General features: G+C 66.9%; 27 protein-coding genes. 14 read left to right on the forward strand and 13 right to left on the reverse strand.

Annotated elements, in window-relative coordinates; translation table 11 throughout:
• Positions 1-145: 145 nt before the first annotated feature.
• From BMX57_RS09735 to BMX57_RS21010, 9 genes are all read left to right on the forward strand, one after another.
• Positions 146-700, forward strand: coding sequence for a DUF3305 domain-containing protein (locus BMX57_RS09735; RefSeq protein WP_092365847.1), 555 nt, complete (start codon positions 146-148; stop codon positions 698-700).
• On the forward strand, positions 697-1,266 hold the full coding sequence (locus BMX57_RS09740; RefSeq protein ID WP_092365850.1) for a DUF3306 domain-containing protein: 570 nt from the start codon (positions 697-699) through the stop codon (positions 1,264-1,266). Before BMX57_RS09735 ends, BMX57_RS09740 begins: the two co-directional genes overlap by 4 nt.
• Positions 1,267-1,269: 3 nt before the next feature.
• Positions 1,270-1,884 carry a TorD/DmsD family molecular chaperone gene (locus BMX57_RS09745; protein WP_092365854.1) on the forward strand — a complete coding sequence of 205 codons (615 nt, stop codon included), beginning with the start codon at positions 1,270-1,272 and terminating at the stop codon, positions 1,882-1,884.
• 59 nt (positions 1,885-1,943) lie between these two features.
• Positions 1,944-2,132 (forward strand): twin-arginine translocation signal domain-containing protein, encoded by a 189-nt coding sequence (locus BMX57_RS09750; RefSeq protein ID WP_092365857.1) that lies wholly within the window; start codon positions 1,944-1,946, stop codon positions 2,130-2,132.
• 142 nt (positions 2,133-2,274) lie between these two features.
• Positions 2,275-5,169, forward strand: a complete 2,895-nt coding sequence (locus BMX57_RS09755; RefSeq protein ID WP_092365860.1) for a formate dehydrogenase subunit alpha — start codon at positions 2,275-2,277, stop codon at positions 5,167-5,169.
• 14 nt (positions 5,170-5,183) lie between these two features.
• On the forward strand, positions 5,184-5,777 hold the full coding sequence (gene fdh3B, locus BMX57_RS09760) for a formate dehydrogenase FDH3 subunit beta (RefSeq protein WP_092365863.1): 594 nt from the start codon (positions 5,184-5,186) through the stop codon (positions 5,775-5,777).
• Between the two features lie 77 nt (positions 5,778-5,854).
• Positions 5,855-7,072 (forward strand): formate dehydrogenase subunit gamma, encoded by a 1,218-nt coding sequence (locus BMX57_RS09765; RefSeq protein WP_092365867.1) that lies wholly within the window; start codon positions 5,855-5,857, stop codon positions 7,070-7,072.
• A gap of 1 nt (position 7,073) precedes the next feature.
• Complete coding sequence (locus tag BMX57_RS09770; RefSeq protein ID WP_092365870.1) at positions 7,074-8,342, forward strand: c-type cytochrome; 1,269 nt, start codon at positions 7,074-7,076, stop codon at positions 8,340-8,342.
• A complete protein-coding gene (locus tag BMX57_RS21010) occupies positions 8,339-8,464 on the forward strand; it encodes a hypothetical protein (protein WP_268236014.1) in 126 nt (41 codons plus the stop codon). Before BMX57_RS09770 ends, BMX57_RS21010 begins: the two co-directional genes overlap by 4 nt.
• A 166-nt stretch (positions 8,465-8,630) precedes the next feature.
• Here the strand turns inward: BMX57_RS21010 and BMX57_RS09775 are convergent, their stop codons facing one another.
• From BMX57_RS09775 to BMX57_RS09810, 8 genes are all read right to left on the reverse strand, one after another.
• Positions 8,631-9,620: an ABC transporter substrate-binding protein gene (locus BMX57_RS09775; RefSeq protein WP_092365873.1), complete on the reverse strand. Its 990-nt coding sequence runs from the start codon at positions 9,618-9,620 to the stop codon at positions 8,631-8,633.
• A 62-nt stretch (positions 9,621-9,682) separates the two neighbouring features.
• Positions 9,683-10,531 (reverse strand): ABC transporter permease, encoded by an 849-nt coding sequence (locus tag BMX57_RS09780; protein ID WP_092365876.1) that lies wholly within the window; start codon positions 10,529-10,531, stop codon positions 9,683-9,685.
• Positions 10,528-11,460: an ABC transporter permease gene (locus BMX57_RS09785; RefSeq protein WP_092365879.1), complete on the reverse strand. Its 933-nt coding sequence runs from the start codon at positions 11,458-11,460 to the stop codon at positions 10,528-10,530. The genes BMX57_RS09780 and BMX57_RS09785 overlap by 4 nt, the downstream gene beginning before the upstream one ends.
• 243 nt (positions 11,461-11,703) lie before the next feature.
• Positions 11,704-12,486, reverse strand: coding sequence for an ABC transporter ATP-binding protein (locus tag BMX57_RS09790; protein ID WP_092365882.1), 783 nt, complete (start codon positions 12,484-12,486; stop codon positions 11,704-11,706).
• The gene (locus BMX57_RS09795) at positions 12,483-13,859 is read right to left on the reverse strand and encodes a pyridoxal phosphate-dependent decarboxylase family protein (protein ID WP_092365885.1); all 1,377 of its coding nucleotides are present in this window, start codon (positions 13,857-13,859) and stop codon (positions 12,483-12,485) included. The genes BMX57_RS09790 and BMX57_RS09795 overlap by 4 nt, the downstream gene beginning before the upstream one ends.
• A gap of 39 nt (positions 13,860-13,898) precedes the next feature.
• Positions 13,899-15,353, reverse strand: coding sequence for a dihydropyrimidinase (gene hydA / locus BMX57_RS09800; protein ID WP_092365888.1), 1,455 nt, complete (start codon positions 15,351-15,353; stop codon positions 13,899-13,901).
• A 56-nt stretch (positions 15,354-15,409) separates the two neighbouring features.
• A complete protein-coding gene (locus BMX57_RS09805) occupies positions 15,410-15,694 on the reverse strand; it encodes a GIY-YIG nuclease family protein (RefSeq protein ID WP_092365891.1) in 285 nt (94 codons plus the stop codon).
• Positions 15,695-15,811: 117 nt separating this feature from the next.
• Positions 15,812-17,062 (reverse strand): Zn-dependent hydrolase, encoded by a 1,251-nt coding sequence (locus tag BMX57_RS09810; RefSeq protein ID WP_092365894.1) that lies wholly within the window; start codon positions 17,060-17,062, stop codon positions 15,812-15,814.
• Between the two features lie 169 nt (positions 17,063-17,231).
• Here BMX57_RS09810 and BMX57_RS09815 point away from each other — a divergent pair, with 169 nt between their 5' ends.
• Positions 17,232-17,846 (forward strand): TetR family transcriptional regulator C-terminal domain-containing protein, encoded by a 615-nt coding sequence (locus BMX57_RS09815; protein ID WP_092365896.1) that lies wholly within the window; start codon positions 17,232-17,234, stop codon positions 17,844-17,846.
• Here the strand turns inward: BMX57_RS09815 and BMX57_RS09820 are convergent, their stop codons facing one another.
• The 4 genes from BMX57_RS09820 to BMX57_RS09835 form a co-directional block, all read right to left on the reverse strand.
• Positions 17,847-19,103: an MFS transporter gene (locus BMX57_RS09820; protein ID WP_177175427.1), complete on the reverse strand. Its 1,257-nt coding sequence runs from the start codon at positions 19,101-19,103 to the stop codon at positions 17,847-17,849.
• Between the two features lie 96 nt (positions 19,104-19,199).
• Positions 19,200-20,504: an NAD-dependent dihydropyrimidine dehydrogenase subunit PreA gene (gene preA / locus BMX57_RS09825; protein WP_092365899.1), complete on the reverse strand. Its 1,305-nt coding sequence runs from the start codon at positions 20,502-20,504 to the stop codon at positions 19,200-19,202.
• Between the two features lie 14 nt (positions 20,505-20,518).
• A complete protein-coding gene (locus tag BMX57_RS09830; protein ID WP_177175428.1) occupies positions 20,519-21,355 on the reverse strand; it encodes a class I SAM-dependent methyltransferase in 837 nt (278 codons plus the stop codon).
• Positions 21,356-21,416: 61 nt separating this feature from the next.
• On the reverse strand, positions 21,417-22,754 hold the full coding sequence (locus tag BMX57_RS09835; protein ID WP_092365905.1) for an NAD(P)-dependent oxidoreductase: 1,338 nt from the start codon (positions 22,752-22,754) through the stop codon (positions 21,417-21,419).
• A 309-nt stretch (positions 22,755-23,063) separates the two neighbouring features.
• On the opposite strand from BMX57_RS09835, the gene BMX57_RS09840 reads away from it, so the two are divergent.
• The 4 genes from BMX57_RS09840 to BMX57_RS09855 all read left to right on the forward strand — a co-directional run bounded on the left by BMX57_RS09840 (position 23,064) and on the right by BMX57_RS09855 (position 26,502).
• Positions 23,064-23,606: a 3-hydroxyanthranilate 3,4-dioxygenase gene (locus BMX57_RS09840; RefSeq protein WP_092365907.1), complete on the forward strand. Its 543-nt coding sequence runs from the start codon at positions 23,064-23,066 to the stop codon at positions 23,604-23,606.
• A 50-nt stretch (positions 23,607-23,656) separates the two neighbouring features.
• Positions 23,657-24,640 carry a TRAP transporter substrate-binding protein gene (locus tag BMX57_RS09845; RefSeq protein WP_092365910.1) on the forward strand — a complete coding sequence of 328 codons (984 nt, stop codon included), beginning with the start codon at positions 23,657-23,659 and terminating at the stop codon, positions 24,638-24,640.
• 63 nt (positions 24,641-24,703) lie between these two features.
• On the forward strand, positions 24,704-25,246 hold the full coding sequence (locus tag BMX57_RS09850; RefSeq protein WP_092365913.1) for a TRAP transporter small permease: 543 nt from the start codon (positions 24,704-24,706) through the stop codon (positions 25,244-25,246).
• Complete coding sequence (locus BMX57_RS09855) at positions 25,243-26,502, forward strand: TRAP transporter large permease (protein WP_092365916.1); 1,260 nt, start codon at positions 25,243-25,245, stop codon at positions 26,500-26,502. The genes BMX57_RS09850 and BMX57_RS09855 overlap by 4 nt, the downstream gene beginning before the upstream one ends.
• Before the next feature lie 2 nt (positions 26,503-26,504).
• Here the strand turns inward: BMX57_RS09855 and BMX57_RS09860 are convergent, their stop codons facing one another.
• On the reverse strand, positions 26,505-26,786 hold the full coding sequence (locus tag BMX57_RS09860; protein ID WP_092365919.1) for a hypothetical protein: 282 nt from the start codon (positions 26,784-26,786) through the stop codon (positions 26,505-26,507).
• Positions 26,787-26,799 lie beyond the last annotated feature (13 nt).

The raw sequence follows: 26,799 nt of genomic DNA on the forward strand, positions 1-26,799 counted from the left end.
GCCCGCACGCGCGCTGCGGTCAAAGACCCGGTTGTCGCGGCGGCCCCGGGGTGCTGCGCAATCGGAAAAGGCTTGGCACACGGTGGTATTCTGTTTCATACTTGTCGCAACGGAAGGCTGGGGCGAGCCTTCCAGGGAGGGAAGATTGGCGTCAGCCGCCATACACATCGACATGCCGCTGGGCGTCATTGTCCGGAAGATACCGGGCGTCACCCGCTGGGCGCAGTGGAACTGGCGCGCGGTAGCGGTGCTGCCGGGCGCCGGACCTGCCGATTGGGTCGAGCTGCGCCGCGAGGGCGATGCGGTGGAATACCACGCCGCGACCCTTCCGCTGACGCTCTGGGCGGCCGAGGCCGAGGCCTACCTGGCAAATCTCTCGGACAAGCAGCCGTCGATCTACCTGGTCCTGCGGGACGAGGCGCGCGACGGGCAGCCGCTGGACGCGGTTCTCGTCACCGCCTCGCCCTACGAGGCGCAGGACTATGCCGATACCGGCGAGGAGATCGTCGAGAAGATCCCCATGACCGAGGGGCTGATCGCCTGGGTCCGGGATTTCGCGCTGGAACATCACCGCGACGAGCATTTCGTCAAGCGCAAGCGCGACAAGGCGCGGGTCGATCGGGTCGAGGACGGCAAGGGCGACGCCCGGATCCGCCAGCCCGCGGATGTCTACCGCGCGCCGCGGAGGGCGATGCAATGAGCGCGGGGTCGGATTTCTGGTCACGCCGCCGCGCCTCGGTCGCCGCCGAGCAAGAGGCCGAGCACGCCGCGCTGGCCGCCGAGCAGGCCGAGGCCGAACGGGCCGCATTGGCCGACCGCAGCGATGCAGAGATCCTGGAAGAGCTGGACCTGCCCGATCCCGACAGCCTGCAGCCGGGCGACGATGTGTCGGGCTTCATGGCCCGTGCCGTGCCCGATCGTCTGCGCCGTCGCGCGCTGCGCCGGCTGTGGCGGCTCAACCCGGTGCTGGCCAATGTCGACGGGCTGGTGGATTACGGCGGGGACTATACCGACGCCGCCTGCATGATCGAGAACCTGCAGACCGCCTATCAGGTCGGGCGCGGCATGCTGGCCCATGCCGAGACGCTGGCCCGGCAGGAAGAGGCGGCGGAGGTCGCTGCGGCAGAGCCCGAGGATCCGGATGCCCGGAAGCCGGTGGAGGCGCCGGAAGAGCCGGCGCCCGCCTATGCCGCGACGCCCATGGCCCAAACCGGCGACGAGGCTCCCCCCGCCCCGCGCCGCATGCGGTTCGAATTCGAAGGATAGAGAATGGACACGGCCACGACCCAGACCCCGGAGATCAGCGAGGAAGACCGCCTGCGCGCGGATTTCTACAACTTTCTCGGCCTGGTGCTGGCCGGACCGCCGGACCAGGGGCTGCTGGACCAGATCGCGGGGCTGAGCGGCGACGACACCGATCTGGGCCAGGCCGTCGGCGCGATGGCCCGGGTCGCCGGCGTCACCGGACCCGCCGCCGCCGAACGCGAATACAACGCGCTGTTCGTGGGGCTGGGCCGGGGCGAGTTGCTGCCCTATGCCAGCTACTACCTGACCGGGTTCCTCAACGAGAAGCCGCTGGCGCAGCTGCGCCAGGACATGGCGGCACAGGGCATCACGCGGGCGCGCGCCGTGCACGAGCCCGAAGACAACATCGCCTCGCTGATGGAGGTCATGGCCGGGCTGATCGTCGGCCGTTTCGGCGGCGCACCGGCGCCGCAGGACGTGCAAAAGACCTTCTGGAACCGGCATATCGGCCCCTGGGCGGGGCATTTCTATTCGGATCTCGAGGCCGCCGAGGCGTCGGTCCTCTATGCCTCGGTCGGCACAGCCGGCCGGGTGTTCATGGAGATCGAGCGCGAGGCGTTCCGGATGTCGGCGGCCTGAGCCGCATTTCGCCGGCACCCGCGCAGGGTGCCGAAACCGCAACAGGGAGGAGGATCCCGATGAAGAAGACGGAAAAGCAGGGCGCAAGCCGCCGCGATTTCCTCAAGCTCGCCGGCACGGCGGCACCCGCGGCCGCGGCCGTGGTGGCCACGTCCGGCACGGCCGAGGCGTCCCCGGAGCCGGTCGAGGACGGCCGGATGCAGGACACCGCGCATACCCGCGCCTATTACGACAGCGCGCGCTTCTGACGCGCTGACCGAGACAGGACGCCGCCCGGTCTGATCCCCGGACGCTGTCGCCCCCGGCCGACGGTTGCGAAAGGCCCCGACGCCGGTTTCTCACAGGTACCAAGCCAGCCACGCAAGCCGTGGCGCGCAAGGGAGGAAAGACATGCTTAGGAAAAAGACCAACGGGGTTGCGCGACGCCCCCAGCGGACAAGTATCCTGTCCAAGGCCGGCGATTCATGCGTCGACCGCCGCGCGTTTCTGCGCGGATCGGGACTGGCGATCGGCGGCCTGGCCGCGATCAGCGCCACCGGAGGCACGGTGACACCGGCCTCTGCCCAAAGCGCGGCGGCCACCGCCGTTGATACCGTCAAATCGGTCTGCACGCATTGTTCGGTCGGCTGCACGGTCGTGGCCGAGGTTCAGAACGGCGTCTGGATCGGTCAGGAACCCGGCTGGGACAGCCCGTTCAACCTGGGCGCCCATTGCGCCAAGGGGGCTTCGGTGCGCGAACACGCGCATGGCGAGCGCCGGCTCAAGTACCCGATGAAGAAAGAGGGCGGCGAGTGGAAGCGCATCAGCTGGGACGAGGCGATCAACGAGATCGGCGACGGCATGATGAAGATCCGCGAGGAAAGCGGACCTGACAGCGTCTACTGGCTGGGCAGCGCCAAGCACAACAACGAACAGGCCTACCTGTTCCGCAAGTTCGCCGCCTACTGGGGCACCAACAACGTCGACCACCAGGCGCGGATCTGCCACTCGACCACCGTTGCGGGCGTTGCGAACACATGGGGCTACGGCGCCATGACCAACAGCTACAACGACATCCACAATTCCCAGGCGATCTTCATCATCGGCGGCAATCCGGCCGAGGCGCATCCCGTCTCGCTGCTGCACGTGCTGCGCGCCAAGGAGCAGAACAACGCGCCGCTGATCGTCTGCGATCCGCGCTTTACCCGCACCGCGGCGCATGCGGACGAATATGTCCGTTTCCGCCCCGGCACCGACGTGGGGCTGATCTGGGGCATCCTGTGGCACATCTTCGAGAACGGATGGGAGGACAAGGAGTTCATCCGCACCCGTGTCTGGGGCATGGACCAGATCAAGACCGAGGTGGCCAAGTGGACCCCCGAAGAGGTCGAACGCGTCACCGGCGCACCCGGCAGCCAGTTGCGCCGCGTGGCCCGCACCCTGGCCAACAACCGTCCCGGCACCGTGATCTGGTGCATGGGCGGCACACAGCACACCAACGGCAACAACAACACCCGTGCGTACTGCATCCTGCAGCTGGCCCTTGGCAACATGGGCATCAGCGGAGGCGGCACCAACATCTTCCGCGGCCATGACAACGTGCAGGGCGCCACCGATCTGGGCGTGCTCAGCCATACCTTGCCCGGCTATTACGGCCTGAGCGCCGGCGCCTGGGGACACTGGGCGCGTGTCTGGGGCGAGGATCTGGACTGGCTCAAGGGGCAGTTCGCCACGATCAAGGCCAAGGACGGCAAGGACAAGCCGCTGATGAACGAGAGCGGCATCCCGGTCAGCCGCTGGATCGACGGCGTGCTCGAGGATCCCGAGAACATGGACCAGGACAACAATGTCCGCGCTATGGTGCTCTGGGGTCACGCGCCGAACTCGCAGACGCGCATGACCGAGATGAAGACGGCGATGGAGAAGCTGGACATGCTGGTCGTGGTCGACCCGTATCCCACCGTCTCGGCCGTTCTGCATGACCGCACCGACGGGGTCTACCTGCTGCCCGCGTGCACGCAGTTCGAGACGCGCGGCTCGGTCACGGCCTCCAACCGCTCGCTGCAATGGCGCGACCGGGTGGTCGAGCCGCTGTTCGAGAGCCTGCCGGACGAGATCATCATGGCCAAGTTCGCCAACAAGTTCGGCTGGGCGGACCGCCTGTTCCGCAATATCGAGATGGAGGATGCCGAGACCCCGAATGTCGAGAGCATCACGCGCGAGTTCAACTCGGGCCTCTGGACCATCGGCTATACCGGCCAGAGCCCGGAGAGGATGAAGCTGCACATGGCCAACCAGCACACGTTCGACCGGACGACGCTGCAGGCGGTGGGCGGCCCGGCGGATGGCGACTATTACGGGTTGCCCTGGCCCTGCTGGGGCACGGCCGAGATGGGTCATCCCGGCACGCCGAACCTCTACGACATGTCGAAACCCGTGGCCGAGGGCGGGCTTACGTTCCGCGCGCGGTTCGGGGTGGAACGCGACGGCGAAAACCTGCTGGCCGAAGGCGTCTACTCGGTGGGTTCGGAGATCCAGGACGGATATCCCGAATTCACGATGCAGATGCTGATGGATCTCGGCTGGGACGGCGATCTGACGCCCGAGGAGCGGGCCACGATCGACGCAATCGCGGGCGAAAAAACCAACTGGAAGACCGACCTCAGCGGCGGCATCCAGAGGGTCGCCATCGCACATGGCTGCGCGCCCTTCGGCAATGCCAAGGCGCGAACGGTGGTCTGGACTTTCCCGGATCCGATCCCGCTGCACCGCGAGCCGCTCTATACCCCGCGGCGCGACCTGGTGGCCGACTATCCCACCTATGAGGACCGGCATGCCTATCGCCTTCCGACGCTCTATGCCTCGATCCAGAAGAACGACTTTTCAAAGGATTACCCGTTAATCCTCACGTCGGGTCGCCTGGTCGAATACGAGGGCGGCGGCGACGAGTCGCGGTCGAACCCGTGGCTGGCCGAGCTGCAGCAGGACATGTTCGTCGAGATCAACCCCCGCGACGCCAACGATCTGGGCGTGCGCGACGGGGCGCAGGTCTGGCTCGAAGGGCCCGAGGGCGGCAAGGTCAAGGTGATGGCGATGGTGACCGAGCGGGTGGGCGCGGGCGTTGCCTTCATGCCCTTCCATTTCGGCGGCCATTTCCAGGGCGAGGACCAGCGGTCGAAATACCCCAAGGGGGCGGATCCCTATGTGCTGGGCGAAAGCTCCAACACCGCCCAGACCTATGGCTATGACTCGGTGACGCAGATGCAGGAGACCAAGGCCACTCTCTGCAAGATCTGGTCAGCGTAAGGAGGAGATGACACATGGCAAGAGCGAAGTTTCTCGTCGACGCCGAACGCTGCATTGAGTGCAATGCCTGCGTGACCGCGTGCAAGAACGAGCACGAGGTGCCCTGGGGCATCAACCGCCGGAAGGTCGTCACCATCAACGACGGCAAGCCGGGCGAGCGGTCGATCTCGGTCGCCTGCATGCATTGTTCGGACGCTCCCTGCATGGCGGTGTGCCCGGTCGACGTCTTCTACCAGAACGAGGAAGGCATCGTCCTGCACTCCAAGGATCTGTGCATCGGCTGCGGCTACTGCTTCTACGCGTGCCCGTTCGGCGCGCCGCAGTTCCCGCAGGCCGGCAATTTCGGATCGCGTGGCAAGATGGACAAGTGCACCTTCTGCGCCGGCGGACCGGAAGAGAACCATTCGACGGCCGAGTTCGCCAAATACGGGCGCAACCGGATCGCCGAGGGCAAGCTGCCGATCTGCGCCGAGATGTGCTCCACCAAGGCGCTTCTGGCCGGCGATGGCGACGTGGTCTCGGGCATCTACCGCGAGCGCGTGGTCGCGCGCGGTTTCGGCTCGGGCGCCTGGGGCTGGGGCACAGCCTATGACCAGAAGGACGGCTGAGCCGACCTTCCGCACCTGACACGATCGGGCGGCCCGGATATCCGGGCCGTCCCCGTCCCTGTCCGACCGAGGCACCCATGTTCCGATTGCTGTTCACCATCACCCTTGTTCTGGGCCTGGCCTCGGCCGCAACAGCCCAGGAAGCCGACGCCCCGGACACCGCCGAGTCCGCGCCGCGCGCGCAGACCGGGGGCGCCACGACGCTCGAAGACATCCTGGCCCGGCAGCGCGGCGAGACGGTGGACAACTCCTACAGGTCGTCGAACACCGGCGCCGGCAATGTCGAGGCCCTGATCGGGCAGCTGCGCAGCCAGGGCACCGCCTCGAACAGCGACATCTACCGATCGCTGCGGTTCGGGTCGGCCGATGTCAACGTCTCGTCGCGCGGCCCGGCCGATGGCGTGCTTATCCAGGACGACGGCATGTGGTGGCTGCAGTTCCGCACCGGGCCGCTGCGCGACTACGGCACCTACGCGCTAGCCGGCATGCTGTTCATTCTGGCACTGTTCTACGTGATCCGCGGGCGCATCCGCATCGACGGCGAACGGACCGGCCGCACCGTCACCCGATTTCGCGGGTTCGAGAGGTTCGGCCACTGGCTGTTCGGCGTCTCGTTCCTGGTGCTGGGCGCGACCGGCCTGATCTCGCTCTACGGCCGGGATTTCCTGATACCACTGGTCGGCAAGAACACGTTTGCCACCCTCGCGCTGGCCAGCAAGTGGCTGCACAACAACCTGGCCTGGGCGTTCATGCTGGGGCTGGTCATCATCATCGTGAACTGGGTCGCCCACAACATCCCCAACCGGCACGATCTGGTCTGGCTGGCCAAAGCCGGCGGGCTGTTCTCGAAACACAGCCACCCGCCCGCGCGCAAGTTCAACGCCGGGCAGAAGATCATCTTCTGGGCCTGCGTGCTTCTCGGCATTTCCATCTCTCTGTCCGGTCTGTCGCTGCTGTTTCCCTTCGAGCTGCCGATGTTCGCCAAGACCTTCGCGCTGGCCAACGAGACCGGCCTGCCGCAGGCGATGGGGCTGAATCTGCCCGAAGAGATGAGCCCGCACCAGGAGATGCAATATGCCCAGATGTGGCACGTGATCGTCGCCTATGCCTTCCTGGCCATCATCCTCGCCCATATCTACCTTGGATCCCTCGGCATGGAGGGCGCGTTCGACGCGATGGGCTCGGGCGAGGTCGAGGAGCAATGGGCGCGCGAGCACCATTCGCTCTGGCTGGACGAGGTGAAGCAGGCCGAGGCGGCGCAGGAAGGGGACAAGAGCCCCTCGCCCGCCGAGTGACATGCGCGCGCTGGCCCTTGTGCTGACGCTGCTGCCCTGGCCGTCCGCGGCCTCCGAGTTCTACACGCTCAAGGGCCATGGCGGCCCGATCATGGCGATCGCGGTCGCGCCGGACGGCCGCATCGTCACGGCCAGTTTCGACAATTCCGTGGGCCTTTGGCGGGACCGAAATCCGCGTTGGCTCGACGGGCACGAGGCCGCGGTGAACGCCGTGGCGGTGAACGGCACGGCGATCTACTCGGGCGGCGACGATTTCACCCTGCGCCGCTGGCCCGGCGGTGAGGTGATCGGGCGGCACACGGGCAAGATCGTCGGGTTGGCGGTGTCAGACAGCCTTGTCGCCTCGGCCAGCTGGGACGGCACCATCGGCCTCTGGCCCGCGGATGGCGGACCCGGCCGGTCGCTGCCGGCAGGCAGCGGCGTCAACGCGGTGGCGTTCACCCCGGATGGCGACCGCCTCTACTCCGCCGGCATGGACGGCGTTCTGCGGCTCTGGGATGTGGCCACTGGGCAGGAGCTGCGCCAGATCGTCCGCCACGGGTTCGGCCTGAACGAATTGGTGCTGAACACGCAGGACGGCTGGCTGGCCTATGGCGCGGTCGATGGCGGCACCCGCGTGGTCGATCTTGGGACCGGCGAACAGCGCGACTTCACCCTCGACCGCCGCCCGATCCTGGCCCTGGCGCTCAGCCCCGACCGCCGCCACCTCGCGGTCGGCGATGGCGAGGGCTATATCATGATCATCGACACGCAGGCGTGGCGCATCGCCCATGATTTCCGCGCCACCCTGCGCGGCCCGGTCTGGGCGCTGGCCTTCTCGCCCGACGGCGCGAACCTGCATGCGGGCGGCATAGACGACACGCTCTACAGCTGGCCGATGGATGGGCTGGACGGGGCCGAGAAGATGGCAAGCGCCCAGCCCAGCTTCCTCCGGGATCCCGAAGAGATGGACAATGGCGAGCGCCAGTTCGCCCGCAAATGCTCGATCTGCCACAGCCTGACCCCGGACGGCCAGCGCCGCGCGGGCCCGACCCTGCACGGGGTGTTCGGGCGGCAGGCCGGCACGGTGCCCGGCTACCTCTATTCCGAGCGGCTGGATGGATCGGACATTGTCTGGTCCGAACGGACCATCGACGCCCTGTTCGACCTCGGCCCGGATCACTATATTCCGGGTACAAAGATGCCCATGCAGCGGATCGTGCGGGCGCAGGACCGGGCCGATCTGATCGCCTATATGCGCCGCGCCACATCCTCAGGAGAGACCCGATGAAAGCCTTCCTCGCCGCCGTTGCGGCCATGATCGTCATCACCGCCGCCGCGCCCTTGGTCCTGCAAGAGGTCGGCTTCTCCGCCGCCGACGCCACCACCGGGCCGGACGTGCGGCTGGACTGACCGCCCTCCCGGTCCACACACTGATCCCTCATTCCTCTTGCCGAAAATATCCTGGGGGGTCTGGGGGGCAACGCCCCCCGGCCGGTCGCCGCCGCAGGCGGCGAAATACCAAACGAATGGGCGCGGCCCGACCACGGACCGCGCCCCTTGCTCACCTCGATCCGGATCAGTTCAGCGCCGCATCCGTGATCGCATGGGTCCAGGCCCCCTCGGGTTCCTTGGTGATGACCGGATCCGACCCGCCGGCCAGCAGCGTGTCGACCGTGCGCTGGTAATCGGCCGGGTCCAGCGCGCCGTTCGAACCGGCGGTCAGCTTGGCCACCTCGCCCATCATCCGCTTCTGGTGCTTCTCGGTCTGCGCCCCGGTCTGGTCATTGTCCAGAACGATCATCGCCGCCTCCTCGGGGTTCTCCTCGGCGTATTTCCAGCCCTTCATCGACGCGCGGACAAAGCGCGCCATCTTGTCGGCAAAGGCGGCGTCGTCGAGATTCCCCTCGAGCACGTAAAGCCCGTCCTCCAGCGTCGCCACACCCTGGTCCTCGTACTTGAACGTCACCAGCTCGTCCGGGTTCACGCCCGCGTCGATGACCTGCCAATACTCGTTATAGGTCATGGTCGAGATGCAATCGGCCTGACGCTGCAGCAGCGGATCGACGTTGAAGCCCTGCTTCAATACCTCGACCCCGTTCTCGCCCTTGCCGTCGGTCGAGATGCCCATACTGCTCATCCAGCTCATGAACGGGAACTCGTTACCGAAGAACCAGACCCCCAGGGTACGGTTCTTCAGGTCGTCGGGCGTCTCGATGCCGGCATCCTTCCAGCAGGTCAGCATCATGCCCGAGCTCTTGAACGGCTGGGCGATGTTGACCAGCGGCAGGCCCTTCTCGCGCGCGGCCAGCGCGGCGGGCATCCATTCGACCACCACGTCGGCCCCGCCGCCCGCGATCACCTGCGTGGGCGCGATGTCCGGCCCGCCGGGCAGGATTGTGACATCCAGCCCCTCTTCGTCATAAAACCCCTGGTCCTCGGCCACGTAGTAGCCCGCGAACTGGGCCTGCGTGACCCATTTCAGCTGCAATGTCACCTCGTCTGCGGCCACGCCGCCGCCGGCTGCCAGGCTCAGGGCGACAATGGCCCCGCTCAGTCGCTTCGTCATGCTGTCTTCTCCTTGTTGATGATTCTGCCCCGTTTGCCGGGGGTCTTGCTTGTGGTTGCGCGTTATCTCCTGCGTTGAGAGGGATGCCAGAATGTCACCGCCCGTTCGGCCAGCGCCACGAGAGAGTAGAACGCCGTGCCCGCCAGAGCGGCCACCGCGATCTCGGCCCAGACCAGGTCGATGGACAGGCTACCCACCCCGGTCGAAATGCGAAAGCCCATGCCGCGGGTGGGCGAGCCGAAATATTCCGCCACGATGGCACCGATCAGCGCCAGCGTCGTGGCGATCTTCAGACCGTTGAAGATGAAGGGCATCGCCGCCGGCAGGCGCAGCTTCAGCAGCGTGTGCCAGTAGCCGGCCGCATAGGTGCGCATCAGGTCGCGCTGCATCGCGTCGGTCTCGCGCAGGCCCTGCACCGTGTTCACCAGGATCGGGAAGAACACCATGACGACGACGACCGCGGCCTTCGACTGCCAGTCGAAGCCGAACCAGCTGACCAGGATCGGCGCGATGCCGATGATGGGCAGCGCGGCCACGAAATTTCCGATGGGCAGCAGGCCCCGGGTCAGGAAGGCCGACCGGTCGATGGCGACCGAGGTGAGCAGCGCGGCGCTGGCTCCGATGGCGAATCCGGTCAGCGCGCCCTTCAGCACGGTCTGGCGGAAATCCTCCCACAGGGTCTCGGTCGAGGCCGCGAAGGTCTGCGCCACGACCGAGGGCGCCGGCAGGATAACCGGCGAGACGCCCAGGCCGCGCACCATGCCCTCCCACAGCACCAGGAGGGTCACGCCGAACAGCACCGGCACCGCGATGCGCACAACGCGGGTGTCGCGCCAGCGCGACCGCGCCAGGGCGGCGTTCAGCGCCCAGGCCCCGGCCCAGAATGCCAATGCAAAGATCAGCCACATCATGCCTGCATCCCCATGCGTTTCAGCGTGATCCGCTGCAACAGGTCCAGCAGCGTCACCAGCGCCCCCGCCATAAGCGCCGCGGCCAGAAGCGCCGCCCATATCGCCAGCGGCGTGCCGAACTGGTCACCGATCAGGATCCGCGCGCCAAGCCCCGAGATCGCGCCGGTCGGCAGCTCGCCCACGATCGTGCCTACCAGAGACGCCGCGATGCCGATCTTGAGCGAGGTGAACAGATACGGCACCGAGGACGGCAACCGCAGCTTCAGGAACACCTGCAACCCGCTTGCGCTGTAGGTCTGCAGCAGGTCCAGCTGTGACGGCGCCGGGGCGCGCAGCCCCTTGACCATGCCGACCAGGACCGGGAAATAGCACAGATAGGCGGCGATGATCGCCTTCGGCACGCCGCGCCCCTCGATCCCCAGCTGCGAGCTCAGCACGATGATCATCGGCGCCAGGGCGACGATGGGAATGGTCTGGCTGATGATCGCCCAGGGCATCAGGCTCATGTCCACGACCCGGGAATAGACGATGGCGACCGCGCCCAGGATGCCGAGCGCGGTGCCCAGCACAAAGCCCCACAAGGTCGAGCGCAGGGTCACCGCGGCGTGGTAGATCAGCGAGCGTTTCGACATCGCCCGCCCCCGCAGCGCCATCTCGCCCGTGGTCTTCCAAAGCTCGCCCCCGACCTGCTGCGGCGTGGGCAGACGTGGCCGGTCCAATTCATAGGCCGCCGCAATCTGGCCCGGGTTCTGCGCCATCAGCCGCCAAACCGACACGTCCTGCCGTGCCAACGGGGTCTCGGGCGTCACCGCCCGGCCGGAACGTTCGGCCAAGTCGAGCGCACCTCGAATGTTCATCGGCGCCACCGCCAGGTACCACAGCAGCAGGATGGCCGCGAGCACGGTCAGAACCGGAAGGGCCGCCCTCATGCCCGACCCTCCCTGATTTCACTGTTCCGCAAATACTCGATCGGCGACACGGAATTCACCGGCGCGCGTTTGAGTATTTTAAGAACGATGAAAGGTTTATGGGCTTTTCTGGTCCCACGGTACAGGCTGGAGAGCCGATGACCGTGAACGGTGAAAGGGGAGCCCGCGTCCTCACCCGAACCGCGGGGCGGCACCCGGGCGGGGCGGATCCGATCCGCCCTGGCCCGGGCCGCAGTCATCCGTTCAACCGTCATAGGCATGCCCCGCCCTCAGCCCTTCGCGCACACGGTGGGCGACATCGAGGAATTCCGGCGTATCGCGGATGTCCAGCGGCCGTTCCTTCGGCAGCGGGCTTTCGATCACGTCGGTAATGCGACCCGGCCGCGGACTCATCACCACGATGCGGGTGCTGAGATAGACCGCCTCGGGGATGGAATGGGTGACGAACCCGATGGTCTTTTCGGTCCGCGCCCAAAGCGCCAGGAGCTGCTCGTTGAGATGGTCGCGCACGATCTCGTCCAGCGCGCCGAACGGTTCGTCCATCAACAGGATGCCGGCATCGAAGGCCAGCGCGCGGGCGATGCTGGCCCGCTGCTGCATGCCGCCCGACAATTGCCAGGGATACTTGGCCCCGAACCCCTTGAGGTCGACAAGCTCCAGCACCCGGTCGGCGCGGCGCTCCTGCTCCTCGCGGGAAAACCCCATGATCTCGAGTGGCAGCTTGACGTTCTTTGCGATGGTGCGCCACGGGTAGAGTCCCGCCGCCTGGAAGACATAGCCATAGGCCCGCTTGCGCCGCGCCTCGTCCGGCGTCATGCCATTGACCGACAGGCTGCCGCCGGTCGGCGTCTCGAGCCCTGCGATGCAGCGCAGGAAGGTCGTCTTGCCACAGCCCGACGGGCCGATGAAGCTGACAAAATCGCCCTTGCCGATGGTCAGGCTCACGTCCTTGAGCGCGTGGACCGGGCCGTCATTGGTCTGGAATGTCAGGTCCAGCCCCTGCGCGTCGATGATCGTTTCGTTCAATTTCCCCCCCTGACGATTTGCCAGGCCTCGGCGATTTCCGAGACCAGCAGATCCGCATGTGCCTTTTGCGTGGCGTATCCGATCACCGAGACCCGGATGATGTCGCGACCCTGCCACGTGCCGTGCGAGGGGTACACCCGCCCCCTGCGCTGCACCTGGCGCAGAACCTCGCGGGTCTGCGCGTCGCCCTCGGCGTCCTCGCCGCAGCGGATCGCGACCTGGTTCGACGCGACCTCGTTGAGAACCGACAGCCCCGGCAGGTCCGAGATCTCAGCCGCGATTCCTTTGGCAAGGGCGCAGTGGCGAGCGACCATCTCGCGGACGCCGGCGCGCCCCAGGTGGCGCAGGATGGCATAGCTCGGCACGCCGCGCGCCCGACGCGAGAGTTCCGGAACGCTGTCCGTGGGCTCCCAATGGCCGGTCAGATCCGGAAGGTAGGCGCCCCGCGCCGACATCGACGCCACCAGCGCGGTCCGGTCGCGGACGATGGCCATGCCCGCATCGAAGGGCGCGTTGAGCCATTTGTGCAGGTCGACGGCCCAGCTGTCCGCCTCCTGCACGCCGGCAAGCCTCGGTGCCAGCTCCGGCACCGCGGCCAGCCACAGGCCAAAGGCGCCGTCCACATGCACCCAGGCGTCCCGCGCCCGGGCCATCGGGATCAGCTCGGCAAACGGGTCGGACGCGCCGCTGTTGATCTGTCCGGCCTGCAGCACCACCAGGACCGGGCCGTCGACCGACGCCAGGCAGCGTTCGAAACTCTCGGGCCGGATCCGGCCCTGGTCGTCGGTATCGGCCAGCAATGTGCGCTCGGTCCCGAAGCCGGCATATCTGAGCGCGGCGCTTGGCGCTGAATGGGCATCGGCGCCCATGATCACGGCGATCCCGGGTGCGCCGAACAGGCCGCGCGCCTCGACATCCCATCCGGCGCGCGCGCAGAGCGCGTTGCGGGCGGCCAAAATGGCCGCGGTGTTGCCGACCGTGGCGCCGGTGGTGATGCCGGCGCCGCTCTCGGGCGGCAGGCCCAACAGGTCGATGACCCAGTCGCAGACCGCGCGTTCCAGGCCGGTGACGGCGGGCGTCTCGGCCGAAGAGCCGGCGTTCTGCCCCCAGGCCGAGACCAGCATGTCCGCGGCCACGCCCACCGGATGCGAGCCGCCCAGGACATAGCCGTAGAACCCGGGCGAGGTCATCTGGTTCAGACCGTCATCGGTCTCGTGGACCAGGGTCTCGATCACCTCCGCCGCCGGGATGCCCGCCTCGGCCAGCGGTGTGCGGAACCGGGCAACGGCAGTATCGAGGTCGCAGGCCGGCGGAACCGGGCGGTCGGGCACGCCCAGCCGATAGGCGATGGCCGCCTCGGCGGCCAGGCGCATGGCCTTTTCCTCTCCACTGCTCAGCCCCGCCGGCACCGATCAGACCCCGGTGGCCGGAATGCCGCTGCGCTCCACCGGGCGGGGCGCGGTCAGCTCCTTCCAGGTCGACAGGGCCTTGTTGACCACCATGTTCGCCTCGCGCGGCACGAACTTGCCATGCCCCTCCTCGGTGCGGATCTCGCCATCGTTCACCGCGACCTGGCCGCGGGTCAGGGTAAAGCGCGGCAGGCCCTGGACCTCCTTGCCCTCGAACACGTTGTAGTCGATCGCCGATTGCTGCGTCTTGGCCGAGATCGTCTTGCGCCGCTCAGGATCCCAGACCACCAGATCGGCATCGGCGCCCACCAGAACGGCGCCCTTTTTCGGATAGCAATTCAGGATCTTGGCGATGTTCGTTGACGTGATCGCGACGAACTCGTTCGGCGTCAACCGCCCGGTCTCGACCCCGTGGGTCCACAGCATCGGCATCCGGTCCTCCAGGCCGCCGGTGCCGTTGGGGATCTTGGTGAAATCGCCCACGCCATAGCGCTTCTGCTCGGTGGTGAAGGCGCAGTGATCGGTCGCCACCACCGACAGGCTGCCCGATTGCAACCCGGCCCACAGGCTGTCCTGGTGCTGCTTGTTGCGGAAGGGCGGGCTCATCACGCGGCGCGCGGCATGGTCCCAGTCCTTGTTGAAATACTCGCTTTCGTCCAGCGTCAGGTGCTGGATCAGCGGCTCGCCCCAGACCCGCTTGCCCTGCATCCGCGCACGGCGGATCGCCTCGTGGCTTTCCTCGCAGGACGTGTGCACCACGTAGAGCGGCACGCCGGCCATGTCGGCGATCATGATGGCGCGGTTGGTGGCCTCGCCCTCGACCTGGGGCGGGCGGGAATAGGCATGCGCCTCGGGGCCGGTATTGCCCTGGGCCAGCAGCTTGGCGCTGAGTTCTGCCACGACATCGCCGTTCTCGGCATGCACCATCGCGATTCCGCCCAGCTCGGCCAGGCGCTGGAACGAGGCGTAGAGCTCGTCGTCATTGACCATCAACGCGCCCTTGTAGGCCATGAAATGCTTGAACGTGTTGATGCCGCGGGTCTCGATCACGGTCTTGATGTCGTCGAACACCTGCTCGCCCCACCAGGTCACCGCCATGTGGAAGGAGTAGTCGCAATTGGCCCGGGTCGACTTGTTGTCCCAGCGCTTCAGCGCGTCCAGCAGGCTTTCGCCGGGGCTGGGCAGCGCGAAATCGACCACCATCGTGGTGCCCCCGGCCAGCGCCGCACGGGTGCCGGATTCGAAATCGTCGCTGGAATAGGTGCCCATGAAGGGCATCTCCAGATGCGTATGCGGGTCGATCCCGCCGGGCATCACGTAGCAGCCGGTCGCGTCCAGTTCCTCACCGCCTTTGAGGTCGGGTCCGATTTCGGTGATCACCCCGTTCTCGACCTTCACATCCGCCTTGTAGGTCAGGTCGGCGGTGACAACGGTTCCGTTCTTGATGATGGTGCTCATGCCCTAGTCTCCCTGTCTGTGCCCGTCCCGGCCCTGAGCCGGGACCTCTCGCCGGCTCAGTCGGGGACGTGGGCTGTCATGTCTTTCCAGTCCGGGTTGGACCGGGTGATCAACGCGATCTTCCAATCGCGCCGCCATCGCTTGATCTGGCGCTCGCGGGCGAGAGATGCTTCGAAATCGTCCAGCCCCTCGAACCAGACCAGCGTACGGATCTTGTATTTCGCGGTGTGATTTGAAAACCCGGCACGATGCGCCTCGACCCTGCGACGCAGGTCGCGTGTGCGCCCGGTATAGAGCGCGCCGGCCGGGCGCGAGGCCATGATATAGACAAAATGCGGCATCGCCCGACACTCGCGCATGGCGGTTAACGGGTGGTGAAACCCGCACCGGGCCTGACCCGGTGCCTCGGGCCAGGAGGTCCCGGGTCAAGCCCGGGACGTGGCGGCCGGGCGTCGCGCTCACTCCACGATCTCCGCCGTCTCGACCACTGCGTGGAACAGCACATCCGCGCCGGCCCGCGCCCAGTCGGGGCTGATCTCCTCGGCCTCGTTATGTGACAGCCCGTCGACACAGGGGCACATCACCATCGCGGTAGGTGCCACGCGGTTGATCCAGCAGGCGTCATGCCCGGCGCCCGAGATCAGGTCGCGATGGGAATAGCCCAGCCGCTCGGCCGCGCTGCGCACCGCGGCCACGCAGCCTGCGTCGAACTCCACGGGGTCGAAGCCGCCGACCTTCTCGAACTCCACCTCCAGCCCCATGTCACCCACGATCGCCTGGGCCTCGGTCCGCAGCCGCGCCTCCATGTCCTGAATCACGCTCAGGTCGGGCGAGCGGAAATCGACCGTGAACACCGCCTTGCCGGGGATCACGTTGCGCGAGTTGGGATAGACGTCGATATGCCCCGCCGCGCCCACCGCGTGCGGCTTGTGCGACCAGGCGATTTCGTCGACCTTCTCCAGGATCCGCGCCATCGCCAGCCCGGCATTCTTGCGCATCGGCATGGGGGTCGAGCCGGTATGGCTCTCCTTGCCGGTCACCGTCACCTGCGTCCAGCTCAGCCCTTGGCCGTGGGTGACAACGCCGATATCCTTGCCCTCGGCCTCGAGGATCGGGCCCTGTTCGATATGCAGTTCGAAGAAGGCGTGCATCTTGCGCGCGCCGACCTCTTCCTCGCCGCGCCAGCCGATGCGCTGCAGCTCGTCGCCGAAACTCTTGCCCTCGGCATCCTCGCGCGCATAGGCCCAGTCCTGCGTGTGCATCCCCGCGAAGACGCCCGAGGACAGCATCGCCGGGGCAAACCGCGTGCCCTCCTCGTTGGTCCAGTTGGTCACCACGATGGGATGCTTGGTCTTGATCCCCAGGTCGTTGAGCGTGCGGATGATCTCCAGCCCGCCCAGCACGCCCAGCACGCCGTCATATTTGCCCCCCGTGGGCTGGGTGTCGAGATGGCTGCCCACATAGACCGGCAACGCGTCCGGGTCGGTGCCTTCGCGCCGGGCGAACATGTTGCCCATCTGGTCCAGCCCCATGGAACAGCCCGCCTCCTCGCACCAGCGCTGGAACAAGGCGCGTCCCTCGCCATCCTCGTCGGTCACCGTCTGGCGGTTGTTTCCGCCCGCCACGCCGGGGCCGATCTTGGCCATTTCCATCAGGCTGTCCCACAGCCGTTCGCCGTTGATCCTGAGATTCTGCGCCGGAGCCGCCATGATTCTCCCCTGTCGGTTTGTCGCGGTTGGTCCGCGTTCTGGAATGATTTGACCAACTGGTCAAAGTCACGCTATCACGGCAAGACCACCAGTCAAGAAATTGCAGCCCCTGCCCGCGCAACCGGCCCTGATTTCCGGATAACGGGCCGAAAACCAGGCACCGCCGCGCATGCCGACCGATCCCGCGCCGACCCGGATCCAGAAGAAGAACCGCGCCGCCATCCTGGAGGCCGCGCTGAACGTGTTCTCGGCGCAAGGGTTCCGCGGGGCGACGGTGGACCAGATCGCCGCCGAGGCCGGGCTGAGCAAGCCCAACCTGCTCTACTACTTCCCGTCCAAGGAGGCGATGCACAACGCGCTGCTCGAGGCGCTGCTCGACACCTGGCTCGACCCGCTGCGCGCGCTGGACGAGGACGGAGACCCGCTCGAGGAGATCCTGGCCTATATCCGCCGCAAGCTGCAGATGAGCCGCGACTTTCCCCGCGAGAGCCGGCTCTTCGCCAACGAGATCGTGCAGGGCGCGCCGCGCATCCACGCGGCGCTGTCGCAGGATCTCAAGGCGCTGGTCGATGACAAGGTGACGCTGCTGCGGGGCTGGATGGCGGCCGGGCGGATCGCCCCGGTCCACCCCTATCACCTGATCTTCTCGATCTGGGCGCTGACCCAGCACTATGCCGATTTCGACACCCAGGTCCGCGCCGTGCTGGGCGAGGAGGATCCGTTCGACGGGGCCGAGGCGTTCATCGACACGCTCTACCGGCGGCTGCTGCACCCCCCGGGCTGATCACCGTTCCTCTTCGGCCGGCGCGTCATCCTCGCCCACGGCCAGCGCGGCGGTCTCCGGCGTCGAGGCGCGGGCCGCCGGGGCCGGGACGAACACGCCCTTGTCGGCGTCTTCCACCGGTGCGCGCTGCGCGATGCGCAGGATGGCGAAGGCGATCAGCAGCAGATGCGCCCCGGCCGAGGTCAGGAACAGCCCCGCACCGCCCAGCATCCCCATGCCGACCCCGGCCAGCGTCGGCCCCGCGATCGAGCCCAGACCGTAGACCATCAGCAACCCGCCGCTGACCTGGATCGCCATGCCCTCGGCGGCATGGTCATTGGCATGGGCGACGATGATCGGATACATGGCGAAGATCGCCGCGCCGAAGGATGCCGACAGGATCAGGTTCAGGCCCAGCGCCTCGGGGCGCAGGAAGATGAAGACCAGGTCCACCGCCAGCGCCGCGGCGACCACCCCGACCAGCACGACGCGCCGGTCCATGCGGTCCGACAGCCAACCGATGGGGATCTGCGACACCGCGCCCGCCAGCACCGGCAGGCTGGCGAAAAGCGCCACCGAGGTCACCGCCAGGCCCACCCGGTCGGCATAGACCGCGGCCAGCGTGCCGAAGGCGCTGTTTGAGATGCCGACGCAGAACACGCCGAACACAGCCACCGGCGAGTTGCGCCACAGCGCGCGCAGATCCAGGCGCACATTGACCAGCGGCTTGGGCATCGCCGTGGTGGACATCGCCGTCGGCACCAGCGCCAGGCAATAGAAGATCGCCGGCAGGATGAAGAACAGGATGCCGGTCGCATCCCCCAGGGTCAGCACCAGCTGCCCGGCGGTCGAGGCGATCAGGTTGACCATCGTGTAGAGGCCGAAGATCCGCCCGCGCGAGCTCGGGTCGGCGCGTTCGCTCAACCAGCTTTCCACGATCATCGCCGCGCCGGCGAAACAGAAGCCCGACAGCGCCCTGAGCGGGATCCAGGCATAGGGCGACAGGATCAGCAGCGACAGCAGCATCGCCACGGCGGCAAATGCCGACATCACGCTGAAGGCGCGGATATGGCCCACCTTGCCCACCAGCGGCGGGGTCAGGATGCAGCCCGCGACATAGCCCAGCGCCCAACCGGTGCCCAAGAGCCCCAGCGACGCCGCGCTGAACCCTTCCGCGGTGCCGCGGATCGGCAGGATCAGGCTGTTCATCCCGCCCGCGAACAGCAGCAGGGCCGAGCCCAGCAGCAGCGCGCTTACGGGAAGCAGTTGCCGGATCACCCGGACACCGACAGGACGGCGGACAGCTCTACGCGCCCGTACTTCCTCTTGCCTGAAATATCCCCGCCGGAGGCACGCGCCGCAGGCGCGTCCGGCCTATTCGGCCGCCTTGGCCGCCGGGTTGTTGGGATGCGTGGTCCAGTTGGCATATCCCGCCTCTACCACCTTGCCGGTCCTCGGGTCCACCTCGCCGGGCTGCATCGGCACCATCGAGATGCAGCCCTCGACCGGGCAGACATCCACGCACAGGTTGCAGGCCACGCATTCCTCGTCGATCACCTCGAACACCCGGTCGGGCGACATCGAGATCGCCTGGTGGCTGGTGTCCTCGCAGGCGGCGTAGCAGCGGCCGCACTTGATGCACTGGTCCTGGTCGATCTTCGCCTTGGCGACATAGTTGAGATTGAGATACTGCCAGTCGGTGACATTGGGTACCGCGCGGCCGACGACCTCGCGCGTGCTGGCATATCCCTTCTCATCCATCCACTGGCTCAGCCCGGTCGCCAGTTCCTCGACGATGCGGAACCCGTAGGTCATCGCGGCGGTGCAGACCTGCACGTTGCCGCAGCCCAGCGCCATGAACTCGGCCGCGTCGCGCCAGGTGGTCACACCGCCGATACCGCTGATTGGCAGGAGGTGGGTGTCGGGATTGCGCGCGATCTCGGACACCATGCTGAGCGCGATCGGCTTGACCGCCGGCCCGCAATAGCCGCCATGACTGCCCTTGCCGTCGATCGAGGGCTCGGGGCTCATCGTGTCCAGGTTCACGTTTGTGATCGAGTTGATCGTGTTGATCAGGCTGACCGCATCGGCGCCGCCATTCTTCGCCGCCGTTGCCGGCTTGCGGATATCGGCGATATTGGGCGTCAGCTTCACGATCACCGGGCGGTCATAGTATTTCTTGCACCAGCGGGTGACCATCTCGATATATTCCGGCACCTGGCCGACCGCAGATCCCATGCCGCGCTCGGACATGCCGTGCGGGCAGCCGAAATTCAGCTCGATCCCGTCGGCGCCGGTCTCGGCCACGCGCGGCAGGATCGCCTTCCACGCGCCTTCCTCGCAGGGCACCATGATCGAGGCGATCAGCGCCCGGTCGGGGTAATCCGCCTTCACGCGCGCCATTTCCTCCAGGTTCACCTCCAGCGGCCGGTCGGTGATCAGCTCGATATTGTTCAGCCCCAGCAGCCGCCGGTCGGCGCCGTAGATCGCGCCATAGCGCGGGCCGTTCACGTTCACCACCGGCGGGCCCTCGGCGCCCAGCGTCTTCCAGACCACCCCGCCCCATCCGGCCTCGAAGGCGCGGCGCACGTTGTATTCCTTGTCCGTGGGCGGCGCCGAGGCCAGCCAGAACGGGTTGGGCGTGGTGATGCCAAGAAATTCGGTCGTCAGATCGGCCATTTCATCGGCTCCTTTCAGACAGGCTTGCGAAAAATCAGTTCGAAGGGGGCGATCAGCTCGGCCTTCACGCAGGCGACGTAGTTCCCCTGCTTCTCGGTCGCGGTGTCGGGCATCAGCAGATGCAGGCCCAGCGGCGGCGGGCCGCCGGCCGCCTCGACGCGGGCGGCAATCTCGCGGAAGAATTCCAGCGCGAAATCGCCCCGGTTGCGGATCGACTTGAAGATGAATCCCACCTCCTCGCCGGCCTCGACATAGTCCATCGCCGGCGCGACAAACGAGGTCTCGGCGGTCTCGGCCCAGGGGAAGGGAAAGGTCAGATCGCCATCCCCGCCCGCGCGCATGACGTCGAACAGGGCAAAGATCCCGCCCGGCGCCAGCACGCGGTTCACCTCGGAGAACAGCTTTTGCTTGTCGGGCAGGTTCATGCCGACATGGAACATCGTCGCCACGTCCACGGTGTCCTCGACCAGCGGCAGGTCCAGCGCGCTGCCGCGCATCAAGGTGACCTTGTCGTCCAGCCCGACCATGCGGGTCAGTTCCTTGCCGACCTCGATGAAATGCGGTGTCAGATCGACACCGATGACCTGCGCGCCGGTGCGGGCCGCGATGTGGCGCGCCGTGCCGCCCAGACCGCAGCCGATATCCAGAACCCGCGTGCGCGGCCCGATCGGCAGCTGGTCCAGCAGGTCATCGGTGGCCAGGACGCCGCCGGTGTGGAACTCGTCCACCCCCTTGAGGTCCTCGGGCCCGGGCCGGTCCGGATCGGCCCCGGCCCGGCGCAACCCCTCACGGATCCGGTCCAGCAGATCGTCCGTCGTGTAATGGGCGGCCACGTTCTTTTCCAGGCTCATCCGTCCGGCCTCCTGCACTGCGTGAGAGGCCAGTGTAACAGGTTTCGCCGGTAGCCGCGCGTCAATCACCGGACAGGGCATCGTGGATGTCCATCGCCGCATCGCGCCCCTCGGCCACCGCGGTCACGGTCAGGTCCTCGCCGCCGGCGGCGCAATCGCCCCCGGCCCAGACGCCGGGCAACGATGTGCGGCCGCGGTCGTCGACGGCGATCTTGCGGCCGTCGAGTGCCAACGCATCCGGCGCGCCCTGCAGGCTCTGGCCGATGGCCCGGAACACCTGGTCGGCGGGCAGGCGCAGCGTCTCGCCGGTGCCGGTCAGGCGGCCACCCTCGCTGCGCGTGTATTCCAGTTCGACCTGGGCCGCCGCGCCCTTGCCATGCACCGCGACCGGCCGGAGGTTGAACATCACCTTCACGCCTTTCGAGGCGGCAAGGTCCTGTTCGAACCGGCTGGCGCCCATCTCGTCGCGCGACCGGCGATAGGCCACGGTCACGTTCTCGGCGCCCAGCAGCTTGGACTGCACGGCGGCGTCGATGGCGGTCATGCCGCCACCGATCACCACCACGTTGCGCCCGACCGGCAGGCTGGACAGATCCTCGGCCTGCCGCAGTTCGGCGATGAAATCCACGGCGTCGCGCACACCGTCCCTGTCATCCCCGTCGACCGTCAGCGCATTGACCCCGGCCAGACCGATGGACAGGAACACCGCGTCATATTCGGCCTTCAGCGCCTCCAGGGTCAGCCCGTCGCCCAGAGCACGACCGGATTCCATCGTGATGCCGCCGATCTTCATTAACCAGTCGACCTCGCGCGCGGCGAAATCCTCGGTCGTCTTGTAGGCGGCGATGCCGAACTCGTTGAGGCCGCCGGGCTTTGGCTTGGCCTCGTGGATCACCACGTCATGCCCGAGCATGGCCAGCCGGTGCGCACAGGCCAGACCCGCCGGCCCCGCCCCCACCACGGCCACGCGCTTGCCGGTTGGGGCCGCGCGGGTGAATGGGTGGATGTCCTGCGCCATCAGCGTGTCGGTGGCATAGCGTTGCAGCCGTCCGATCTCGACCGGCTTGCCCTCGGCCACCTCACGCACGCAGACCTCCTCGCACAGCGTCTCGGTCGGGCAGACCCGGGCGCACATGCCGCCCAGGATGTTCTGGTTTAGGATCGTCTCGGCCGCGCCCTCGGGATTGCCCGCCTGGATCTGCCGGATGAACAAGGGGATGTCGATATCGGTGGGACACGCCGTCACGCAGGGCGCGTCGTGGCAGAAATAGCAGCGATCCGCCGCCACCGCCGCCTCATGCGGGGCATAGGCGGGATGCAGGTCGCCGAAATTCGCGGTCAGGTCTTCGCTGGAGAGCCGCCCGGCAACGATGCCAGGGGCCGTCTGGCCCTGTGCCATGTCTCTACTCCCTGTAGATATGTTCGTTCTTGCCACCCAGACTGCCACAACTGGATTTTTTATCAATTGGTAAAATTTGGCACCGGACAGGTTTTTTCCGCCCCGATTGCAGAAGGCCCCGCGCCACGGTATGCCCCTGTTTTCAAACTGTTGTCTGGCCCGGCAGACCGACACTGGCCGAGTGAAAACGGATTCCCTGATGGCCAATCGCGCAGGTATCCGGATTTTTTATACCTGAATCCGCATAATCGACTTGCCGCAGCGACCTGCCGGGCGCGACCCTGACCCGGGACAATCGGGGAGGACATCATGGGACGTCTTGCGGCCTTCAACTTCCAGAAATGGATCGACGAGCACAGGCATCTGCTGAAACCGCCCGTGGGCAACCAGCAGATCTGGGAGGATGCGGACCTGATGGTGACGGTGGTCGGCGGGCCCAACAAGCGCACCGACTATCACGACGACCCGGTCGAGGAATTCTTCTACCAGCTGCAGGGCGACATGCTGCTCAAGCTCTATGACGGCGACGAATTCTATGACGTGCCGATCCGCGAGGGCGACATCTTCCTGCTGCCGCCGCATATGCGCCACTCGCCCCAGCGCCCGCAGGAAGGCTCCATCGGGCTGGTGATCGAACCCAAGCGCCCCGAGGGCGCGCATGACGCGATCGAGTGGTATTGCTTCAACTGCGGCACCCGCGTGCACCGGGCCGAACTGATCCTGGAGAGCATCGTGCGCGACCTGCCGCCCGTCTACCAGGCCTTCTATGCCGACGAGGCGGCGCGCACCTGTCCCGACTGCCGAGAGGTCCATCCGGGCAAGGAACCGCCAGAGGGTTGGGTAAATCTCTGATCCTCGCCTAAACTGCCAAAAAACAATGATTCTGTTCAGGGGAGTATGACATGACCATCACCTTCAAGGGGCTGGCCCGCGGGGCCGCCTGTGCCGCCGTGATGCTGGCCGCGCTGCCGGCTGCGGCCAAGGAATTCCGGCTGGGGCTGATCACCCCGCCGCCGCATGTCTGGACCAAGGCCGCCGAGGCCTTTGGCGCAGAACTGGCCGAGAAATCGGGCGGCGAACACAGCGTGTCGGTGTTCCCGGCGCGCCAGCTGGGCAACGAGGCGCAGATGCTGCAGCAATTGCAGACCGGCGCGCTGGACATGGCCTTCATGACCGTGGCCGAGGTGTCCAACCGGGTGCCCAACATGGGCGCCTTCTATGCCCCCTACCTGGCCGACGACATCGGCCACGCCGCGCGTATTCTGCGCTCGGACACCGCGCGCGGCATGCTCGAGGTGCTGCCGCAGGAGGCGGGCGTCGTGGGCGTGGGCTATGGCAGCGCCGGCCTGCGCCAGATCGTCAGCCGGGGCGAGATCAACTCGGCCGAGGACCTGAGCGGTCTCAAGCTGCGGATCACGCCCTTCGACCCGATCCTCGATTTCTACAACGCGCTGGGTGCCGCGCCCACGCCGATGCCGCTGCCGGCGGTCTATGACGCGCTGGCCAACGGCCAGGTGGACGCCATCGACATGGATGTCGAGCTGATCGACGTGCTGAAATACTACGAGCACGCCGACACGATCCTGTTCTCCAACCACATGATGTTCCCGATGGTCGGCCTGATCTCGGCGCGGGTCTATGGCAGTCTCTCGGACGAGGACAAGGCGCTGATCACCGAGCTGATGGCCAAGCACGTGGACAGCACGCTCGACACCTATACCGAGAAGGAGCCGGTCTGGACCGAGAACCTGATGGGCGTCGGCAAGACCACCAAGGAGGCGGGCCCGGACTTCTTCGGCGATGCCATCACCGAATGGGAAGCCATCTGGTCCGAGAAGGCGCCGTCGCTGCCCGACTTGCGGGCCGCGGCCGAGGCCACCAAGTAAGCCCGGCAACGGGGCAAGAACGGGCCGGGTTCCGCCCGGCCCGTTTCGCATGAAGGCCATCGCATGCTGTATCGGGCATCCTCAATCTGGGCACGGGTGGAGATCACCGCCGCCGCGACGCTGGCGGCGTCGGTCACCGGTCTGATCCTGCTCAACGTGGTCACACGCGCGGCCGGCAACGCGATCTACTGGGTCGACGAGGCGGCGATCTATGCGATGGTCTGGATGACCGTCCTCGCCGCCTCGGCCGCGCTGCATTTCCGCAGCGCCATCGCCGTCACAGTGGTCAAGGAGATCCTGCCCCATCACGCCTGCCGCTGGCTCGACCGGTTCGTCGATCTGACCGCCTTCGTCTTCGCCTGCCTGATGGTGTGGATCTGCCTGCGCTGGTTCATGCCGCTGCAGCTGATGCAGACCGGCTGGGACGTGAAGGCGTTCCAGGGCCAGACTTTCAACTTCATCTATGCCGAGCCGACCAACACGCTGGGCCTGCCCAAGGTCTGGGTCTGGCTGGTGATGCCGCTCTTCACCCTGGGCGCGCTGCTGCATTCGGCGGCCAACCTGCTGCACCCCGAGGCCACGCCCCGGTCCGAGGGCGACGCATGACCCCTCTGGTCTTTCTTGTCCTGATGTTCGCCTCGGTGCCCATCGCGCTGGTGCTGGCGCTGACCGCGATGTGGTATGTGCAGGAAAGCGGCAACATCGTACTTTACGACAGCTTTGCCCAGCAAGTCTTTGCAGGAATTGAAAATTACGGCCTGCTGGCCATCCCGCTCTTCATCCTGACCGGAGAGCTGATGAACGAGGGCGGCATGACCCAGCGGCTGGTGCGCGCCGCCCGCGTTTTTGTCGGCGGATTCCGTGGCGGGCTGGCCTATATCAACCTGCTGGCAAACATGTTCATGGCCGCCATCATCGGCTCGGCCGCCAGCCAGATCGCGGTGATGAGCCGGGCGATGGTGCCCGCGATGGTCAAGGAAGGCTATGACCCCGGTTTCGCCGCCGCCACCACCGCCGCGGGCGGGTTGCTGGCGCCGGTGATCCCGCCCTCGATGCTGTTCGTGATCTACGGGGTGCTGGCGCAATTGCCAATCGGGGACATGTTCATCGCCGGCATCATCCCGGGCCTGATCCTGTCGGTGGCGTTTTTCGTGGTGATCGCGCTGGTGGGCTTCACGCAGAACTTCCCCAAGGGCGAATGGATGACCCTGGGCGCGGCGGCGCTGGCCTTGCGTGATGCCCTGCCGGCGGTGCTGATCCCCGTGGCCATCGTCGGCGGCATCATCTTCGGTATCGCCACCCCAACCGAAAGCGCCGCAGTCGCCTCGCTGATCGCGTTTGCCGTGGGCTGGGGCATCTATCGCGAGATCCGGCCCGGCCAGCTGGGCAAGCTCTTCGTGCGCACCGCCACCAATTCCTCGCTGGTGATCTTCATGATCGCCGCGGCCAACGTGTTCGGCTGGGTCGTGGTCTACGAGGAGTTGCCGCAGAAGCTGGCGGCCTTCATCACCACGCTTACCGAAAACCCGTTCCTGTTCCTGCTGATCGTCAACCTGTGCCTGCTGGTGGTGGGGATGCTGATCGACGGGATCGCCGCGCTGATCCTGGTCACGCCGATCCTGCTGCCCATCGCGATGAACAGCTACGACATCAGCCCGTTCCAGTTCGGCGTGGTCATCAGCCTCAACCTCGTGCTCGGCCTGCTGACGCCGCCCGTGGGTGTGGGCCTCTACATCGCCTCGGCCATGTCGGGCGTGCGCCCGTTCCAGATCTTCGGCGCGCTCTGGCCGTTCCTGCTGGCGGTGTCGGTGGTGCTGATCCTGCTCAGCTATTTCCCCGCCCTCAGCACCGCGTTGATCTAGTCTCAGAACCGGAACATCGCGCCCTCGGCGATCCGCCCGAGGACCACCGGCCGAAGCTCCTGCGGCACGAGGGCGGGCGGCGGGAGCGCGGTCCGGCCGGACAAGCGTGGCGGTGTAACCCGCGAGATTCGCGGTAAATTCGCCTCTTCAGCCGGAACCGGCAGCGCACCGCCCGCGCGATCTGCCGCGCCGCTGAACCACGGCACGAACAGCGCCGCCAGAACGGTCAGGGCAATCACGGCGACCGGACGCATGACCGGTTCGGGGTCTTTGTCGGCGGTCATTCACACGCCTCCC

It is taken from the genome of Cribrihabitans marinus, assembly GCF_900109035.1.
Classification (GTDB): Bacteria; Pseudomonadota; Alphaproteobacteria; order Rhodobacterales; family Rhodobacteraceae; genus Cribrihabitans; species Cribrihabitans marinus.

Coding starts and splice junctions, on each gene's coding strand:
- BMX57_RS09740 (WP_092365850.1), top strand. CDS start 697: ATGAGCGCGGGGTCGGATTTCTGGTCACGCCGCCGCGCCTCGGTCGCC.
- BMX57_RS09745 (WP_092365854.1), top strand. CDS start 1,270: ATGGACACGGCCACGACCCAGACCCCGGAGATCAGCGAGGAAGACCGC.
- BMX57_RS09750 (WP_092365857.1), top strand. CDS start 1,944: ATGAAGAAGACGGAAAAGCAGGGCGCAAGCCGCCGCGATTTCCTCAAG.
- BMX57_RS09755 (WP_092365860.1), top strand. CDS start 2,275: ATGCTTAGGAAAAAGACCAACGGGGTTGCGCGACGCCCCCAGCGGACA.
- fdh3B (WP_092365863.1), top strand. CDS start 5,184: ATGGCAAGAGCGAAGTTTCTCGTCGACGCCGAACGCTGCATTGAGTGC.
- BMX57_RS09765 (WP_092365867.1), top strand. CDS start 5,855: ATGTTCCGATTGCTGTTCACCATCACCCTTGTTCTGGGCCTGGCCTCG.
- BMX57_RS09770 (WP_092365870.1), top strand. CDS start 7,074: ATGCGCGCGCTGGCCCTTGTGCTGACGCTGCTGCCCTGGCCGTCCGCG.
- BMX57_RS21010 (WP_268236014.1), top strand. CDS start 8,339: ATGAAAGCCTTCCTCGCCGCCGTTGCGGCCATGATCGTCATCACCGCC.
- BMX57_RS09775 (WP_092365873.1), bottom strand. CDS start 9,620: ATGACGAAGCGACTGAGCGGGGCCATTGTCGCCCTGAGCCTGGCAGCC.
- BMX57_RS09780 (WP_092365876.1), bottom strand. CDS start 10,531: ATGATGTGGCTGATCTTTGCATTGGCATTCTGGGCCGGGGCCTGGGCG.
- BMX57_RS09785 (WP_092365879.1), bottom strand. CDS start 11,460: ATGAGGGCGGCCCTTCCGGTTCTGACCGTGCTCGCGGCCATCCTGCTG.
- BMX57_RS09795 (WP_092365885.1), bottom strand. CDS start 13,859: ATGCGCCTGGCCGCCGAGGCGGCCATCGCCTATCGGCTGGGCGTGCCC.
- hydA (WP_092365888.1), bottom strand. CDS start 15,353: ATGAGCACCATCATCAAGAACGGAACCGTTGTCACCGCCGACCTGACC.
- BMX57_RS09805 (WP_092365891.1), bottom strand. CDS start 15,694: ATGCCGCATTTTGTCTATATCATGGCCTCGCGCCCGGCCGGCGCGCTC.
- BMX57_RS09810 (WP_092365894.1), bottom strand. CDS start 17,062: ATGGCGGCTCCGGCGCAGAATCTCAGGATCAACGGCGAACGGCTGTGG.
- BMX57_RS09815 (WP_092365896.1), top strand. CDS start 17,232: ATGCCGACCGATCCCGCGCCGACCCGGATCCAGAAGAAGAACCGCGCC.
- preA (WP_092365899.1), bottom strand. CDS start 20,504: ATGGCCGATCTGACGACCGAATTTCTTGGCATCACCACGCCCAACCCG.
- BMX57_RS09830 (WP_177175428.1), bottom strand. CDS start 21,355: ATGAGCCTGGAAAAGAACGTGGCCGCCCATTACACGACGGACGATCTG.
- BMX57_RS09835 (WP_092365905.1), bottom strand. CDS start 22,754: ATGGCACAGGGCCAGACGGCCCCTGGCATCGTTGCCGGGCGGCTCTCC.
- BMX57_RS09840 (WP_092365907.1), top strand. CDS start 23,064: ATGGGACGTCTTGCGGCCTTCAACTTCCAGAAATGGATCGACGAGCAC.
- BMX57_RS09845 (WP_092365910.1), top strand. CDS start 23,657: ATGACCATCACCTTCAAGGGGCTGGCCCGCGGGGCCGCCTGTGCCGCC.
- BMX57_RS09850 (WP_092365913.1), top strand. CDS start 24,704: ATGCTGTATCGGGCATCCTCAATCTGGGCACGGGTGGAGATCACCGCC.
- BMX57_RS09855 (WP_092365916.1), top strand. CDS start 25,243: ATGACCCCTCTGGTCTTTCTTGTCCTGATGTTCGCCTCGGTGCCCATC.
- BMX57_RS09860 (WP_092365919.1), bottom strand. CDS start 26,786: ATGACCGCCGACAAAGACCCCGAACCGGTCATGCGTCCGGTCGCCGTG.